The organism is Lyngbya sp. CCY1209, assembly GCF_035615495.1.
GTDB lineage: Bacteria > Cyanobacteriota > Cyanobacteriia > Cyanobacteriales > Microcoleaceae > Limnospira.
In genome coordinates this window covers 1-14235 of the sequence record NZ_JAJENU010000441.1, presented here as the reverse complement: position 1 = coordinate 14235, position 14235 = coordinate 1, and the positions used below count along the sequence as shown (strand labels likewise).

The window sequence follows — 14235 nt, the reverse complement described above, 5'->3', positions numbered from 1 at the left end:
ACAGTTTGAATCCGGGAAGAAATCTGAAAATCCTTACCTTATAGAAAAGCAGTTGGAGTTCCCGACTCCCGATTCCCGACTCCCGACTCCCTGCGCGTCGCGCTATCAATTGAAATCCGGGCGATCGGGCTTTTTATCTAAATGGTACGAAGATGAAACGGTTTAAATGTCGGATTAAATCTGGAATTTCCACCATTCCCATCAAATTTTTACTGGTCGTTCCCTTCGCCCTGCAAATTTTGGCGGCGGTCGGACTGGTGGGCTATTTCTCCTATCGAAGCGGACAACAAGCGGTCGAAAAGCTGGTCAACAAACTGATGGAAGAGGTGGGCGATCGCATCGTCCAAAATCTCGAATATTACGTGCAAATTCCCGATTATATCACCCGGTCCAACGCCCAATTGGTCAACTCCGGAATGTTGGACGGGACAGACATCGACGCGATGGAAAAATATTTTGTCGAACAGATCAATATTTTTCCCAACATGAGTTCGATTTATATCGCGACGAACGACAACCAGTTTCGGGTTGTCGCCAAAATCGAAGCCGACTCTTTGCTGATTCGGGACTGGGAGGCATCGACGACGGGTCATTTAAACAACTATGTCGCCGACTTGCGGGGAAATCGCCTCTATTTAAGAAATTTTACTCCGAATTACGATCTCTACAACGATCCGCAAGATAAGCCTTGGTACGAACGGGCAACTTCGGCTCCCGATGGCCTTTGGTTCATCGTCGTTTCCGGCATCAAAGGAAGGGAAAATAAGATTTTAGTTCTCGTGCGATCGCTGCCCTTTAAAGACCGCGATGGGACGGTTCAAGGTGTCCTGGGTGCGACTATATTTTTAGATAAAATGAGTCTGTTTCTAAAGCAATTAGACATTTCCCCCAATGGACGATCGTTTGTCATCGACAAGGACGGATTTTTGATCGCGACATCGACGGGAGAACCGCCGTTCATACAGGGCTATAAACCCGGGGCTAATGCCGAAAACGCCGACCCCACAAAAAGGAGGCTTCACGTCCGAGATAGCGAGGATAAATTTACCCAAAAATCGGGTCAATTTGTCATCCAAAAATTTGTCGAAGCGGAACTCAAAACTCCGAAAAATAGTTCTGTAGAAAAAGATGGGAATCATTATTTTGTGCGGGTCATACCCTTGTCGATTTTTCCAGAACTCGATTGGGTGATTGTCATTTTGGTGCCGCGATCGGATTTTATGGCGGAAATCAACGAAAATATCCATCGAACTTTAGTTTTTTGTGCGTTGGCATTTTTGGTGGCGACACTCATCGGCATCAGGACGGCCGAAAAAATTGCCAAACCGTTAAAACAATTGAATGAAGATACCCAAAAAATTGCATCTCAAGAAATTAAAAATACCGCCCAAAAGACTCGGATTCGCGAACTGCACGAACTCGGGACTTCGTTTGACAATATGGCGGAACGGCTGGAGGAATCTTTTCGGGCGTTAAAAAATAGTGAATCCAAATTTTTGACGTTTTTAAATACCGTGCCGGTCGGCATCAGTATCTTTGACGTGTCGGGACGAGTCATTCTGATCAATCAAGTGGGACAATCTATTTTAGGGCGCGGAATTCTGAATATTTCAGTATCGCAGCTTTCCGAAGTTTATGAAGTTTATATTGCGGGGAGCGATCGCCACTATCCCACCGAACAACTTCCGGTCGTGCGGGCACTGCGGGGGGAAACCGTTTACGTGCAAGATATAGAAATTGAGAAGAACGGACGGCGGGTTCCCTTGGAAGTTCAGTCGATCCCAGTTGTTGACGAATCGGGTCAAATTATTTACGCTATCAACACCTTTCAAGATATCACGGAACGGCGACAAGCCGAACAGTTGCGCGTCAATTATCAACGGGATCTCGAGCGCCAGGTCGCCGATAAAACCGCCGCTTTGCAGGAAAACGAAGCGCGACTCAAAGAAGCGCAGCGCATCGCCCATGTCGGCAGTTGGGAATTGGATGTCGGGACAAAAATTTCCGTTTGGACTGAGGAAATGTATCGCATTGCGGGGCGCGATCCGGTTGCTTTTGATATTGCCTATTCTAATATTTTAACTCTGCTACCCCTCGAAGATCGAGGCAAGCTACAAAGGGCAGTGGAAGGGGCGATCGCCGACGGAACGCCCTACGAAGTCGAACACCGAATTATCCGCCCGGACGGTTCGGTTCGCCACGTCGTCAGCCGGGGAGAAGCCATTTTTGACGGGGCGGGAAACGTGGTCAAACTGCGAGGAACCGGCGCGGATATCAGCGATCGCAAGCGGGCAGAAATAGAACTACAAAAAGCGAAAGAAACAGCCGAGGCGACCGTGGAAGCAAAAAGTGGATTGATCGCCAATATGAGTCACGAACTGCGATCGCCCCTCAACGCCATTTTGGGATTTGCCCGGTTGCTGATGAACGATCCGGAATTGACCTCTCAACAGTGCGAAAATGCGGAAATTATATTTCAAAGTGGCAACTATCTCTTACACTTGATCGATCGGGTTCTGGATTTGGCGAAACTCGAAGCCGGTTGCGCGACGGTCAATCCGACCCCGTGCAATTTGGATTATTTATTGCAAGAACTGTATCATTTATTCTCCCTGCAAGCCCAAAATCTGGGGCTCAACTTGACCGTTCAAAAACAACCCGACGTTCCGAGTTGGATTCGGACGGACGAAATGAAACTGCGGCAGGTTTTGATCAATTTGCTCAGTAACGCCGTCAAATTTACCGAAACGGGACGGATCGAAGTTCGGGTCGCGATCGCATCGAAAACGCCCCCCTCGACCCTGAAACTGTGCTTCGCGGTGGAAGACACAGGACCGGGAATTTCCCCAGCAGAACAACGGCATTTATTTACCGCTTTCATGCAAACAGAAGTCGGACGGCGCAGCCAGACTGGAACCGGACTCGGCTTGAAAATTAGCCGCGAATTCGCACAGTTGATGGGGGGAGATATTCGAGTCGAAAGTCAACCGGGTGTCGGCAGTACATTTGAGTTGAGTATTTTGACGACAGAAATCGAACCGACTGCCCTCTCGGAACCGCTCCCCAGTCCATCCCCCCTCAGCCTCCGACCCGGACAATCTCATTATCGAGTTTTGGTGGTCGATGATCATCTCCCCAACCGTCGCTTGCTGATTCAATTGTTGACTCCTTTCCAAGTCGAAATTCGCTCGGCTGAAAATGGTATGGAGGCGATCGCATTGTGGCAACAGTGGCATCCCCAGTTGATTTGGATGGACCTGTGGATGCCGGTGATGGACGGATATGAAGCGACCCAAATGATTCGCAAAATTGAAGCCGAAAATGGCATCGATCCCGTGGTCATTATCGCCATTTCCGCCACCATTTTTGAACCCGATGACCCCAAAAATAAGATGGCTGAATTCAATGATTTTATCGGCAAACCCTTTCAGGAAGAGACCATTTTTTCCGCCCTGAAACACTATTTAAAAAACCTACAGTATCAAGACCCCGACGAAACAGCCGCATCGACCCCCGCGATCGCACCGATTTCAAATTTAGAAGAAATGATGAAAAATTTGTCAAAAGCTCAGATAGATGAACTCGAATCAGCTTTGATACTGGGCAGTACGGACGGAATCAATGGGGTCATCAAAACCTTTGAAAATGACCGCCCTGAACTGGCCAAAATCCTGTTGAAAATGGCGGGGCGCTTCGAGTATATAAAAATTCTCAATCTGATCGATTCGATCCGTTCGGAAATCAACCCTTAATTATTGATTGGTAAAACGGCGATTGAAACGGCGATCGCGGTAGTGCAGTTTGCGCCGGTTGCAAGCCCAACAGAGGGTCTGCAAATTGCTCAGATCGTTCGTCCCACCCCGGGCAAGGGCGATAATGTGGTCGATGGTCAGTCGGGTTTCTTCCCCCGTCTTGCCGCAACTTTGACAGGTGTAGCGATCGCGATCGTAAACGTATTTTCGGACGGCGGGGGGGAAGGGAATGCGAGGTGTTTTTTCCATTGTAGTCGAATCCAAACCCCAGCGATCGCCGCCGTTTTTCTTGCCGATCAGACTGCCGTAAAACTCGAGCAAACCGCTGGTTTTGTAGGTGCGATCGCCGCTCAAAAACTGCGTTTCGATGTGGCGGTTTAGGCGAGTTTTGAGTTGGTCGTCATACCAAGTCGCATCAATGTGATTGAAAACGTAATTTTGACTCCCGATGTGGACCAGCCGTCGCCACTCCGACAGACGGTATAACAGATGTGAAAAAGGGGCGCCGGCTAAGATCCTCAATTAAAATCTAAGATAGTTTGGCGACTCGGGCTACAGTAAATTTACTGAATTTTCGGCCGGAAATGCGATCGCTGCCGCCCGCCCAGAAACATCGGGGTCGATTTTCGGACACTTCGGGGAGACGACGAAGACAATGGCTGATATATAGCGGGCAACAGGCAATAGGCAACAGGCAATCGAAAAGCAGTTTCAGTTCCCGATTACCCTCGCTTCAGCGCTATACCGGGTCGTTTCGGCAGTCCGAGACTCCGCTCCTCCGATACTCGCGAGCTTGAGACTTCCCCGGGGGAAGGGTCAAAAGCCGGCTCTGATATCAACAGCGATGAAAAAGAGGATGGGTTGCGACACGCCCCCACCTTTACAAATTCTTCACACCTTTTTGAACGATCTTTACAGAATCTTGAAGACATCGGCGTTTGAGATTGAATATACTATAAATTATAGGAACAGAACGAGGGGTTCACACAGTTTAACTAGCTGGATCTACTTCCCCAATATGTTGCTTGATTTAATTCTGTCCGTGAATAACTAGTCGCTTGTCTTCATTCAAAGTAGCCAGTTCACTCGGCTACTTTTTTTTGACCTCACAAGTCCCTCGGAAACTCCCCCAAATCACCCAACGGTAGGAAGTCAACCCCATTTTATTTTCCTAAAACTGAAGTTAGGAACTATCTGGAATGCCGGCTTATGAAAACGCTGATTGACATTACTACGGCTCTTTGGGCATCTTTGAAACCCCGCTCCAACCAATTTGAAATCGACATTTACGGCTTGAATACCTGCGAGCTATCTACCGATGAGTTGCAGGCACTGATGAGTTGGTTAGTCCGACAACTGACCCACACCGGATACACCGGAAAATCTTATTTGCTCTTCGATCGCGGAGATGAGGATTGGAACCGCCTCATTTTGACTTCCATCTTCCGGGAAGAACCGCTGTTTCTTTACCGACTTTGCCAGCGTCCTGACCCCCCCCACTGCGGCTCTCACTGGTTCCTAACTCAACATCCGAGTTTGAAACTCTACCAACTCAAAACCGAATGTTCCTAAAAGTGAACAGTGAAAAGTGAATGATTGTTTCGAGCATAAAGTAGGGGGAGCCGGATGCTCCCTTTCCAACCTTAAGTCGATATCTTATACCGAAAAAGTCAATCCTTTCGAGGTATCGATCACTTCAAATCGAGGATGCCGTCGGTTTTAAACTTTGGGTTGAACCGAATGTTTTCCTGCACTCCCCGTTCCGCTAATTCCTGTAAAATCAATGCTTCCACCCGTCTTGCCACATTTTTTAGCAGCTTTTCTTTTGACAATTCATCGAGGGTTTTAAACTGGTCAATTTCCTCGGGCGTCATTTGCAGTTTCACGTCGATGGGTTGATTCCAGCGATCGCCCTCCTCGCCATTTCCCGGCGGAACGGAACCATTTTCGGCGATCCAAGCCGTGCGAATTTCTTCGAGCAACGTCCGACTCGGGCGGGTGATAGTTTGGACTTTCAGCCAGTGGCAAGCTTGGGTTTGGCGGACTAAATGCTGTTTGAGACTTTGGAAAATATCTCGGGAATAGCCCACATATTTTAGGGTTTTATCGCGGTCAAAAATGGCGTAAACTCCGATGGTTCTGGAGAGGCTTTCCGGCAGCTTGCCGTCCGCGTCGATGTAGGGGATGAAATCGAGCTGGTCGAGAGAAACGGTGTCAATTTTTGCAGTCATATCCGGAATTGAATGAGGTAAAATATCAAAGGCGGCGGTAGATGGCACAGAGGCGGCTGGGGTTGAAAATTTTGGCTTGAAACATATAGTTTGGCGGCACGTTAACGATGACATGATCTTCGGATTGATGGTAGGGTTCAAATTCCGGCGGCATCCCTTTGGGGGTGTTCGTGCTGTAGGGAACAGGTTGGAAAAGCTGCCCCGTAAATTCGACGCGATCGCCTCCAATTTGCCGACTGATTTGATGCAAAAATGTCTCCCCGTTCAGGAGTTCAAACAGCAGCGATTCGGCTTCGGGTTCGAGGGTAAAATGACCGTCAAAATTTTCGATAACTTTCAGTTTCACAGTTGCTTCTCCTGTCGGAATGGTCGGAGCAGGGGCGGTTAAAATTTCTCCCCCTGGACGAAATGCCCCCTCTCTACCGTGTATTTTAAAGGGGCGGGAGTCCGTTCCCAACGGTACAATTGCTCAAATTTAGATGAAGTCTTGTGACGCCCGATCGATCAAATCTTAACAAAGGCTTGACGGCGACATGATTAAATGGATCGAGGCAGGGCGGACAGTTTGCGTTAGCATGACTCATAATATTTTCACCCTATCGACGAGAGCCATGCAAATGACAGATCCCCCATCCCCACCCCCCCCAGACCGGCGAGATTGGCCGACCGTGGCGGAATATGTCGCCGTCGCGGCATCCGGGGTGGGTACGGTGGCCGCGGCGATTTTGTACCGCCCCATTTTGGTAGCCGCGGCGCCGCTCACCGTCGCCTTGGCGTTGAATACCTGGAACCGCCGGCGGTTCGAGGAACAGATCCGGGAAAAAACGGATTCCGCCATCGCGGAAATGCATCAAGTGGTGGGATCGCTCTACGATCAGATTCAGGCATTGCCGGGAGAATCGAGCAACGAACTCGATCCGATCGCCGACGTCCTGACCGAAGTGCAGCGGGTGACGCGGCGGTTGGAGGAGAGTGCCCTGCGTCAGGAGGACTGGGAAGTGATGAACGTCCGGTTCAAGTTGATGGAAGAGGCGATCGACGCCATCAAACATCAACCGCCGAGTTCGGGTCTGCCCCGCCCGATTCTACCGGAGGATTTGGTGGTCTTGCAAGACCAACTGGCCGACCTTTACCGGCAGGTGAACGAGTTGCAAACCCAGCATCGGGAGGTGGTCAAACCCTTCTTGAGACGCCTGGTGTTGGCCGTGAAAAAACTGCAAGAAAGTTAACGATATTCGTCGCCACAGTCGCCGATTATTTCCAACAAATCTCGCGATCGCCCGGTCACATCATGAATTGTTTGGCGATCGCCCTCATCCAGGCTGACATCGAACACCCTGGCATTTTCTTCCAAATGTTCGGAAATGCCCAACCTCGCCCCCACCATCGTCCCGGCCACCGTCGGTTGGTCGAGGATGTAGCGGACCGCCACGTTGGCGATGCTGACTCCGTGGCGATCGCCAATTTCTTTCAAAACTCCCAGCAACTCTTGGAATAACTTCCACCCGCCCCAGGTGTCGATCATGTTTTTATATTTCTTGAGGCTGACGGTTTTCAACATCATGGCGATCGGCTCCGGTTTGCCGAGATACTGCTCCGATAAAAAGCCGCCGCAGAGGACGCCGTAGGGGAGCAATTTGATGTCGTGGGCCTTACAGAACTCCACCATTTTCACCAGCGGGCGGCGATCGACCAGGGAAAATTGCACCTGGTTGGAGACAATTTTAATCCCGTTTTCGAGGATAATTTTGAGGCGATCGGTGTCGAAGTTCGTCAGGGCTAGATGCTTGATTTTGCCCTCCGACTGGAGGTCGCCCATCAGGCGGAGGGCTTCCAAATAGTTGTCGTCGCGGTAATCCCACCAGTGAAACTGCATGATATCGAGGGCATCGACGTTCATCCGCTGGCGGGAAATATCGATGTTTTTTTCCACCCAATCCCGGGTCATTTTTTGCGGCCGGGGAACCCATTTTGTGAACGCTTGAACCTCAGATAAAGCTTCTGAACCCCGGGCGTCCGCCAGTTGCCGCCGGAACTCGCCGATCAGGTCTTCCGCCGGACCGTAGTGGTCGGCGAGATCCCAGGTCGTGTAACCGGCATCGTGGTAGGCGAACATACTTTGGACGGCGGCTTTGGGATCGATGCGTCCGTGATACCCGGACACTTGCCACATTCCGTTTAAGATCCGACAGATGTTGAGGTCGGCGGTGAATTGAAATCGGGCTGAGGGTGGTAACATGGTTGTCCGTGGGTCTTCAATAGTCTGCAATAATATATCACGGAATCCCGGAGTCTGAAAATGTGCGATCGCCCGGAATTTGCCGGCTCTTGGGGCGTGATCTCGAATGTTATCGGTTTGACGGTTTTTGATCCGAAGCGGGCGGCGATCGCCCGGGAGATGAAAATTGGGGCAAAAATCGACCGATTCTCCCGGTTCGTGCCGCTCTGAAAATCGAGTCCTTTGGCGGTCGGATTTTCCCATGCCATTGTTTTAAGCAACAATTGACTAAAATTATGAGTCCCTTTTAAAAAATTAAATTTTGATAAATTTGGGAAGATTTTTAAAGCCTCAGTGAGAGGATGTTTCCAAGGGCTTTTCGAGTCCCGACAAAAAAGGAGGAAGCGACCCAGCCCACGGGGCCGCGCCCTCGGGTTCCCCCGGGATGGGCGGGGAGCGGACGGACCTCTATCTCGAGAGAGAGGAGCGGGGGAGGCGGTCGCGAAAGGGCGGTCGAATGGGTCATCAGTTGCGGGCGGGGAAAGCCGTACTTGCGGGCGATCGGGATGCCAAAATATGGCAATTATTGCTACAATTCAGACAATTTAAAATCCAGATCGAGCTCGACTCAACTTCATCACTGATTGATGAATCTTGCGATTCCCAGTCCGGCAAAACAATTCCTCGGCAAGTGTAGCATCCTTATCAAAACATGGTTCAAATTCAGTTACCGGATATCAATCCTTTTCGGGCAAATTTAAAAAAAGAGATGCTGACGGTTGCCCAGGATACCCCCGTGTCTGTCGTCATCCAAAAAATGAATCGCAGGGGAACCGACACGGCTCTGGTGGTCAACGGCGGGCATTTGGCGGGGGTATTTGGCGGGCGGGATGGGGTGGCGGCGATCGCGTCGGGGAAGGCATTGGCAGGCGTGCCGGTGGGGGAAGCGATCGCCCATGCCGCCGTCACCCTGAGCGAATCCGAGGCGGACAATCTCTTCGCAATTTTAGATGCGTTTCACAACCATCAAACCCACTGCCTCGTCATCGTCAATTCCCAAAACCGGCCCGTCGGCATCATCACCCCCGCATCGGTCCAAGAACGGCTGACCCCCTGCGACTTGCTCAAATTTTTGCGGGTCGATGAAGTGATGGAAACCGGAATTTTGCAGGCATCTGCCGAGTCATCCGTCCGCGAGTTGGTGAATTTAATGTATCAGTCCGATGCCCACTGTGTCGCGATCGTCGAGTCCGGCGCCGCCGGGTGCCGCCACCCCGTCGGCATCGTCACGGAGCGAGATCTGCTCCAATTTCAAGCTCAAAATCTCGACGGTGAGGGGGCTTCAGTCCGGACAATCGTGAGTCATCCGGTCATCGTCGCCGCCCCCCAGGATTCCCTGTGGACGGTTCACCGGCGGATGCTACAATCCGCCGTCCGACAGTTGGCGGTCGTCGGAGATGGCGACGGGCAACTCCTCGGCCTGGTGACGCAAAGGAGCATCCTCAGAGCCCTGAACCCCGCCGATTGGTTGGAGGTGGCGACCACCGTGCACTCCAGCCGATCGCAGTGCATGAGCGAACTCTCCCTGCAAATTGCCGAACGCCAGCAGTGCCTCCACCAATCCCGGGAAACCCAATCTTACAATTTGTTGGATAACTTCGGGGATCTGATCTGCTGCTACACCCCCGAAGGGATCTTGACTTATGTCAATCGAGCTTACTGCGAATATTTTCGGCAACCCCCGGAAAAGCTGCTCGGGAGCAACTTTTTGTCGCTGATTCCGGAAGGCGATCGCGAACGGGTGGGGGGGCAGGTCGCCGCCGTCGCGACAACGGCGGGAATCATGACCGTCGAACATCAAGTTTTGGCCCCCGACGGTTCCCGACGCTGGCAAGAGTGGAGCCACCGGGCCGTGACCGACACCGGCGGCAACGTGACCGAAATTCAGGCGATCGGCCGGGATATCACCGATCGCAAACAGGCCGAAATTTTACTCAGACAGCAAGTCGAGCGGGAACGGTTGCTCTCGGAAATGACCCAAAGAATCCGGCGATCGCTCGATTTGGACGAAATTCTCAACACCACCGTGGTCGAAGTGCGGCAGTGCCTCGACATCGATCGCGTCCTGATCTATCAATTCGATCCGGACTGGAGCGGCACCGTCATCGTGGAAGCGGTCGCCCCGCAACACCCGTCCATCAAAGGCCGAAAGTTGAGCGACAAGTGCCTGAGCATCGAACGTTGCATCCAACCCTACACCCGAGGTCACGTCCACCGGGTCGAGGACATTTACACCGCCGGACTGGCCGACTGTTACGTTGACTTATTGAGCGAATTGCAGGTGCGGGCCAACCTGGTGATTCCCATTTTCCAGGGGGAAAAAGTCTGGGGACTCCTGGCCGCCCAAAACTGCGGCGGCCCCCGCCGGTGGCAAGACTGGGAAGTGCACCTCCTGCAACAGATCTCCGCCCAAGTCTCCATCGCCCTCCACCAAAGTTACCTCTACCGGCAAACCCAACAGCAGGCCCACCGAGAACAGGCCCTCAACCGCGTCATCCGCACCATCCGCAACTCCCTCGATCTCAACACCATCTTTCAAGCCTCCACCGCCGAGGTAGGCCGGCTCCTCGGCGTCGATCAAGTCAGCATCTACCAGTACCACCCCGCCGCCCGACTGTGGCAGGGGGTGGCCGACTACCGTCGCCACTCCCAGATCCCCGACTCCCTGGGGTTGGAAATTCCCGACCGGGACAACCCCCTGGCCGCCCAACTCAAACACTTGCAAGTGGTGCGGATCGACAGCACCGAATCCTTGCAGGACGGCGTGAACCGGATGGTCTCCGCCAACTTTCCCGGCGCCTGGCTGCTCGTCCCCCTCGAAGTCAACGAATCCATCTGGGGCAGCCTCAGTTTGCTGACCCTGGGGCGGAACCACCCCTGGGACGTAAGGCAAGTCGATGTCGCCCGCACCGTCGCCGACCAACTCGCGATCGCCATCCACCAGTCCCAAATCTACCGCCGCCTGCAACTAGCCAACCAGGAACTCAAACGGCAGGCCACCATCGACGGCCTCACCCAAGTCGCCAACCGCCTCCGCTTCGACACCTACCTGCACCGGGAGTGGCACCGACTCAAACGGGAGCAACAACCCCTGTCCCTGATCCTGTGCGACATCGACCAGTTCAAACGCTACAACGACACCTACGGCCACCCGGCCGGGGACGAATGCCTGGTCCGCGTCGCCCAAGCCCTCCAAGGGGGCCTCCGGCGTCCGGCCGATCTGGTCGCCCGCTACGGCGGCGAAGAATTCGGCATCATCCTCCCCAACACCACGGAAGCGGGAGCCGTGCGAGTCGCCGAGAGCCTCCAAACCGCCGTGGAAGCCCTGCACATTTCCCACGTCGCCTCGGACGTCGGCGATTGGGTGACGATCAGTTTGGGCGTCGCCTGCGAGGTTCCCACAATTGAGGGATCGCCCGCCCACCTGCTCAAATCGGCGGATTTGGCGCTGTATCAAGCCAAAGAACGGGGGCGGAATCGGTATTACGTCGATCCGGTCGGGTGCGATCGCCTGGAGAAAAGTGGGTGATTGCAACAGACCTCTTGAATTCCCAGAATCCCACTGCAATAATTAAAAACAGAAAGGCACATTACGAGGGTTTCAAGGAGCTGGAAGGCAGGTGTTTATGGGAGCACCGCTCTTCCAGCTTTTCTTTTGTGTCCGAAAATTGGGGCGGGGAAAAGTGAAAAGTGAAAAGTCAAAAGTCAAAAGTCAAAATTCCCGATTCCCTAATACCGACTCCCGACTCCCGTTTAGGCATCGATCGCGCTCCTGAGACTTTTGCAGAAATCGGCGATCGCTTCCAATCCCTGTTCGGGGGAACCGTCGGCGAGGCGTTTGACGAAGGCGCTCCCCACGATCGCCGCGTCGGCGCCCCAGTCCCGCATCTGTCGGGCCTGTTCCGGTTGGGAAATCCCGAATCCCACGCCGATGGGTTTGTCGGTGAGGGCACGCATCTGGTCGAGGAGATCCCGGACCCGGCCTTGCACTTGAGTCCGCATCCCCGTCACCCCCGTGACGCTGACCAGGTAAATGAACCCCTGAGACTGGCGGGCGATCGCTTCGATGCGCTCCCGGGAACTCGTCGGCGCCACCAGCAGGGTCACTTCGATCCCCTGTTCCCGGGCGGGTGCGAGCAGAATTTCCGCCTCTTCCAAAGGCAAATCGGGCACCACCAACCCCCGCGCCCCCGCGTCGTAAATCTGTTTGAGAAACTTGGGAATCCCCCGGTGCAGGATGGGATTGTAATAGGTAAATAAAATAATCGGAGCCTTGAGGGTGGGACTGACGGTTTCGAGCATCTCCAACACCCCGTCCAGGCGGGTCCCCCGGTTGAGCGCCCGGGTCGCCGCCGCCTGGATGACCGGGCCGTCGGCGAGGGGGTCGGAGTAGGGGACCCCCAACTCGATCAGGTCCGCCCCGTTATCATCCAAAACCTTGAGGGCTTTGGCGGTGGTTTCCAGGTCGGGGTCGCCGGCGGTGATGAACGGAATGAGAGCGCAGGAAGGGCGATCGGGCGAACGCAACGCCTCGAACGTTTGAGAAACTGAGATCATGTTGAGATGGGTAATCGGTTATTGTCGGGTCGGTTATTTTCGCCGCAGGTTTTAAGAATCTGACGACTCGGAGGAGCGATCGATTTCGGCCTGCAGTTGTTCGAGTTCTTCCGGAGTCATCTCTTCGAGCCGTTTCTGAATCACCGCTTCCTCGTAGTCTCTGAGCTGTCGATTGTAGGTCATGTTCTGGGTGAGAGCCCGTAACAGGTAGGTCAGCAGCCAGCCGACCAACCCCCCCACCAACACCGCCTGACTCCAAATTCCGGCGTTCGTACTGTCGAGGCCGAAACGCTGGAACGCCCAGTACAGCACCGCCCCCGCCGCAAAAATACCGATTCCGATCCCGATGACGTCAATTCGTCGCATCAGCTTTCAATCTGTCGGGGTTGGGGACGAAAATTCAGGAACGGAGACAGGAGTATCAGGCCGGGGAAGAAGAAGAAGACCAGAAAATACATGAAGGCCCGCTCGAAGGAACTGGCGACGTACCAGCGGCTCTTGAGGTAGAAGTACAGGGCACCGGGGGCCACGATCAGGTAGGTGCCGCCGAGGATGACGTACAGTAACAGTGCGATCGGCATGGTTGGGTGGTTTGGGAATCGAACGACAACTGACGCGGACGTGCGGACAACCTGGCAGAGTTGATCGCGATCGCCACATCGCTATTTATTATTGCAGGACTCGGGCGCAGCAAGCCAACCCGAGGGCTTATTATTGCACTCAACTGTCCTTTGCGACAGGGGTCGGGAATTTGAGAGGGTCGGGGCGCTGCATTCCAGATTGAACCCACGAGATCACAGAATTGCCCTGTGGGTGTTGCCAAAACGATTCAAAAATGCTCAAATAAACAAATGGGATCTTTCGGCGCGAGCGAGCGATCCCATCAAACTGGGGGCGTGGCGGAATGGTAGACGCTACGGACTTAGAAAACTGGGCCTTGGGGCGAGAAATCCCTCAAGTGACGGCTCTCAAATTCAGGGAAACCTAAATCTGGTTCCAGACATGGCAATCCTGAGCCAAGCCTTTGAAAGTACGATCGGAAGCGATCGCGGCGGTTTTCAGAGGAAGGTGCAGAGACTCGACGGGAGCTACCCTAACGTCAAGTCGAGGGTAAAGGGAGAGTCCAATTCTCGAAGCGATCGGGCCGAATCCGGCGATCGCGGCGGCGAAAGCTGCGGGAGGATGAAAATCCGTTGACCTTCACCGGTCGTGTGGGTTCAAGTCCCACCGCCCCCATTTTTGTTAAACCCTCTTCCGGCTAGACTTCTGGCTGTTTCATTAAGCCGAAAATCATGTCATTGGCGTGATTTTCGGCTCAAGAGAATGACCGAAAGTATTGTAGTTGATACTCTGCGGGTTAAAACCACGCAGATTCTTAAGTAATCCAAAGCTGGATTCTCAAAGGCATTATCAAAGT

The 14235-nt window shown here is 53.2% G+C and carries 13 protein-coding genes; 6 read left to right on the top strand and 7 right to left on the bottom strand.

The genetic code is table 11. The annotated features are described in order from the left end of the window. Positions 1-152 precede the first annotated feature (152 nt). On the top strand, positions 153-3752 hold the full coding sequence (locus LKE08_RS13485) for an ATP-binding protein (protein WP_324704750.1): 3600 nt from the start codon (positions 153-155) through the stop codon (positions 3750-3752). On the opposite strand, the gene LKE08_RS13480 is transcribed toward LKE08_RS13485, so the two are convergent. Continuing rightward, a complete protein-coding gene (locus LKE08_RS13480) occupies positions 3753-4001 on the bottom strand; it encodes an HNH endonuclease (protein ID WP_324704766.1) in 249 nt (82 codons plus the stop codon). Between the two features lie 960 nt (positions 4002-4961). On the opposite strand from LKE08_RS13480, the gene LKE08_RS13475 reads away from it, so the two are divergent. Continuing rightward, on the top strand, positions 4962-5324 hold the full coding sequence (locus LKE08_RS13475; RefSeq protein WP_324704749.1) for a hypothetical protein: 363 nt from the start codon (positions 4962-4964) through the stop codon (positions 5322-5324). Between the two features lie 119 nt (positions 5325-5443). On the opposite strand, the gene LKE08_RS13470 is transcribed toward LKE08_RS13475, so the two are convergent. Continuing rightward, complete coding sequence (locus LKE08_RS13470) at positions 5444-5983, bottom strand: GIY-YIG nuclease family protein (protein ID WP_324704748.1); 540 nt, start codon at positions 5981-5983, stop codon at positions 5444-5446. Positions 5984-6008: 25 nt separating this feature from the next. Continuing rightward, positions 6009-6329, bottom strand: a complete 321-nt coding sequence (locus tag LKE08_RS13465; protein WP_324704747.1) for a hypothetical protein — start codon at positions 6327-6329, stop codon at positions 6009-6011. 265 nt (positions 6330-6594) lie between these two features. Here LKE08_RS13465 and LKE08_RS13460 point away from each other — a divergent pair, with 265 nt between their 5' ends. Next, positions 6595-7212 carry a hypothetical protein gene (locus tag LKE08_RS13460; protein ID WP_324704746.1) on the top strand — a complete coding sequence of 206 codons (618 nt, stop codon included), beginning with the start codon at positions 6595-6597 and terminating at the stop codon, positions 7210-7212. On the opposite strand, the gene LKE08_RS13455 is transcribed toward LKE08_RS13460, so the two are convergent. Next, positions 7209-8222, bottom strand: coding sequence for an aldo/keto reductase (locus LKE08_RS13455; RefSeq protein ID WP_324704745.1), 1014 nt, complete (start codon positions 8220-8222; stop codon positions 7209-7211). The genes LKE08_RS13460 and LKE08_RS13455 overlap by 4 nt on opposite strands. Positions 8223-8282: 60 nt before the next feature. On the opposite strand from LKE08_RS13455, the gene LKE08_RS13450 reads away from it, so the two are divergent. Together LKE08_RS13450 and LKE08_RS13445 are read left to right on the top strand one after the other, a co-directional pair. Then, entirely contained in the window at positions 8283-8432 is a 150-nt protein-coding gene (locus tag LKE08_RS13450) for a hypothetical protein (RefSeq protein WP_324704744.1), read from the top strand. A gap of 481 nt (positions 8433-8913) precedes the next feature. Beyond that, the gene (locus LKE08_RS13445; protein ID WP_324704743.1) at positions 8914-11790 is read left to right on the top strand and encodes a diguanylate cyclase domain-containing protein; all 2877 of its coding nucleotides are present in this window, start codon (positions 8914-8916) and stop codon (positions 11788-11790) included. A gap of 224 nt (positions 11791-12014) precedes the next feature. On the opposite strand, the gene trpA is transcribed toward LKE08_RS13445, so the two are convergent. The 3 genes from trpA to ndhL are packed head-to-tail and all read right to left on the bottom strand — an operon-like array spanning position 12015 to position 13399. Next, entirely contained in the window at positions 12015-12818 is an 804-nt protein-coding gene (gene trpA, locus LKE08_RS13440; protein ID WP_324704742.1) for a tryptophan synthase subunit alpha, read from the bottom strand. Between the two features lie 51 nt (positions 12819-12869). Beyond that, on the bottom strand, positions 12870-13184 hold the full coding sequence (locus LKE08_RS13435) for a DUF3007 family protein (RefSeq protein WP_324704741.1): 315 nt from the start codon (positions 13182-13184) through the stop codon (positions 12870-12872). Beyond that, positions 13184-13399 carry an NAD(P)H-quinone oxidoreductase subunit L gene (ndhL, locus tag LKE08_RS13430; protein WP_324704740.1) on the bottom strand — a complete coding sequence of 72 codons (216 nt, stop codon included), beginning with the start codon at positions 13397-13399 and terminating at the stop codon, positions 13184-13186. The genes LKE08_RS13435 and ndhL overlap by 1 nt, the downstream gene beginning before the upstream one ends. A gap of 421 nt (positions 13400-13820) precedes the next feature. On the opposite strand from ndhL, the gene LKE08_RS13425 reads away from it, so the two are divergent. After that, entirely contained in the window at positions 13821-14015 is a 195-nt protein-coding gene (locus LKE08_RS13425; protein ID WP_324704739.1) for a hypothetical protein, read from the top strand. Positions 14016-14235: the final 220 nt, after the last annotated feature.

Excerpts from the sequence above, each read along its gene's own strand:
- trpA (WP_324704742.1), bottom strand. The coding sequence starts at position 12,818 with ATGATCTCAGTTTCTCAAACGTTCGAGGCGTTGCGTTCGCCCGATCGC.
- LKE08_RS13450 (WP_324704744.1), top strand. The coding sequence starts at position 8,283 with ATGTGCGATCGCCCGGAATTTGCCGGCTCTTGGGGCGTGATCTCGAAT.
- LKE08_RS13480 (WP_324704766.1), bottom strand. The coding sequence starts at position 4,001 with ATGGAAAAAACACCTCGCATTCCCTTCCCCCCCGCCGTCCGAAAATAC.
- LKE08_RS13460 (WP_324704746.1), top strand. The coding sequence starts at position 6,595 with ATGCAAATGACAGATCCCCCATCCCCACCCCCCCCAGACCGGCGAGAT.
- LKE08_RS13470 (WP_324704748.1), bottom strand. The coding sequence starts at position 5,983 with ATGACTGCAAAAATTGACACCGTTTCTCTCGACCAGCTCGATTTCATC.
- LKE08_RS13435 (WP_324704741.1), bottom strand. The coding sequence starts at position 13,184 with ATGCGACGAATTGACGTCATCGGGATCGGAATCGGTATTTTTGCGGCG.
- LKE08_RS13425 (WP_324704739.1), top strand. The coding sequence starts at position 13,821 with ATGGCAATCCTGAGCCAAGCCTTTGAAAGTACGATCGGAAGCGATCGC.
- LKE08_RS13445 (WP_324704743.1), top strand. The coding sequence starts at position 8,914 with ATGGTTCAAATTCAGTTACCGGATATCAATCCTTTTCGGGCAAATTTA.
- LKE08_RS13455 (WP_324704745.1), bottom strand. The coding sequence starts at position 8,222 with ATGTTACCACCCTCAGCCCGATTTCAATTCACCGCCGACCTCAACATC.
- LKE08_RS13475 (WP_324704749.1), top strand. The coding sequence starts at position 4,962 with ATGAAAACGCTGATTGACATTACTACGGCTCTTTGGGCATCTTTGAAA.
- LKE08_RS13485 (WP_324704750.1), top strand. The coding sequence starts at position 153 with ATGAAACGGTTTAAATGTCGGATTAAATCTGGAATTTCCACCATTCCC.
- ndhL (WP_324704740.1), bottom strand. The coding sequence starts at position 13,399 with ATGCCGATCGCACTGTTACTGTACGTCATCCTCGGCGGCACCTACCTG.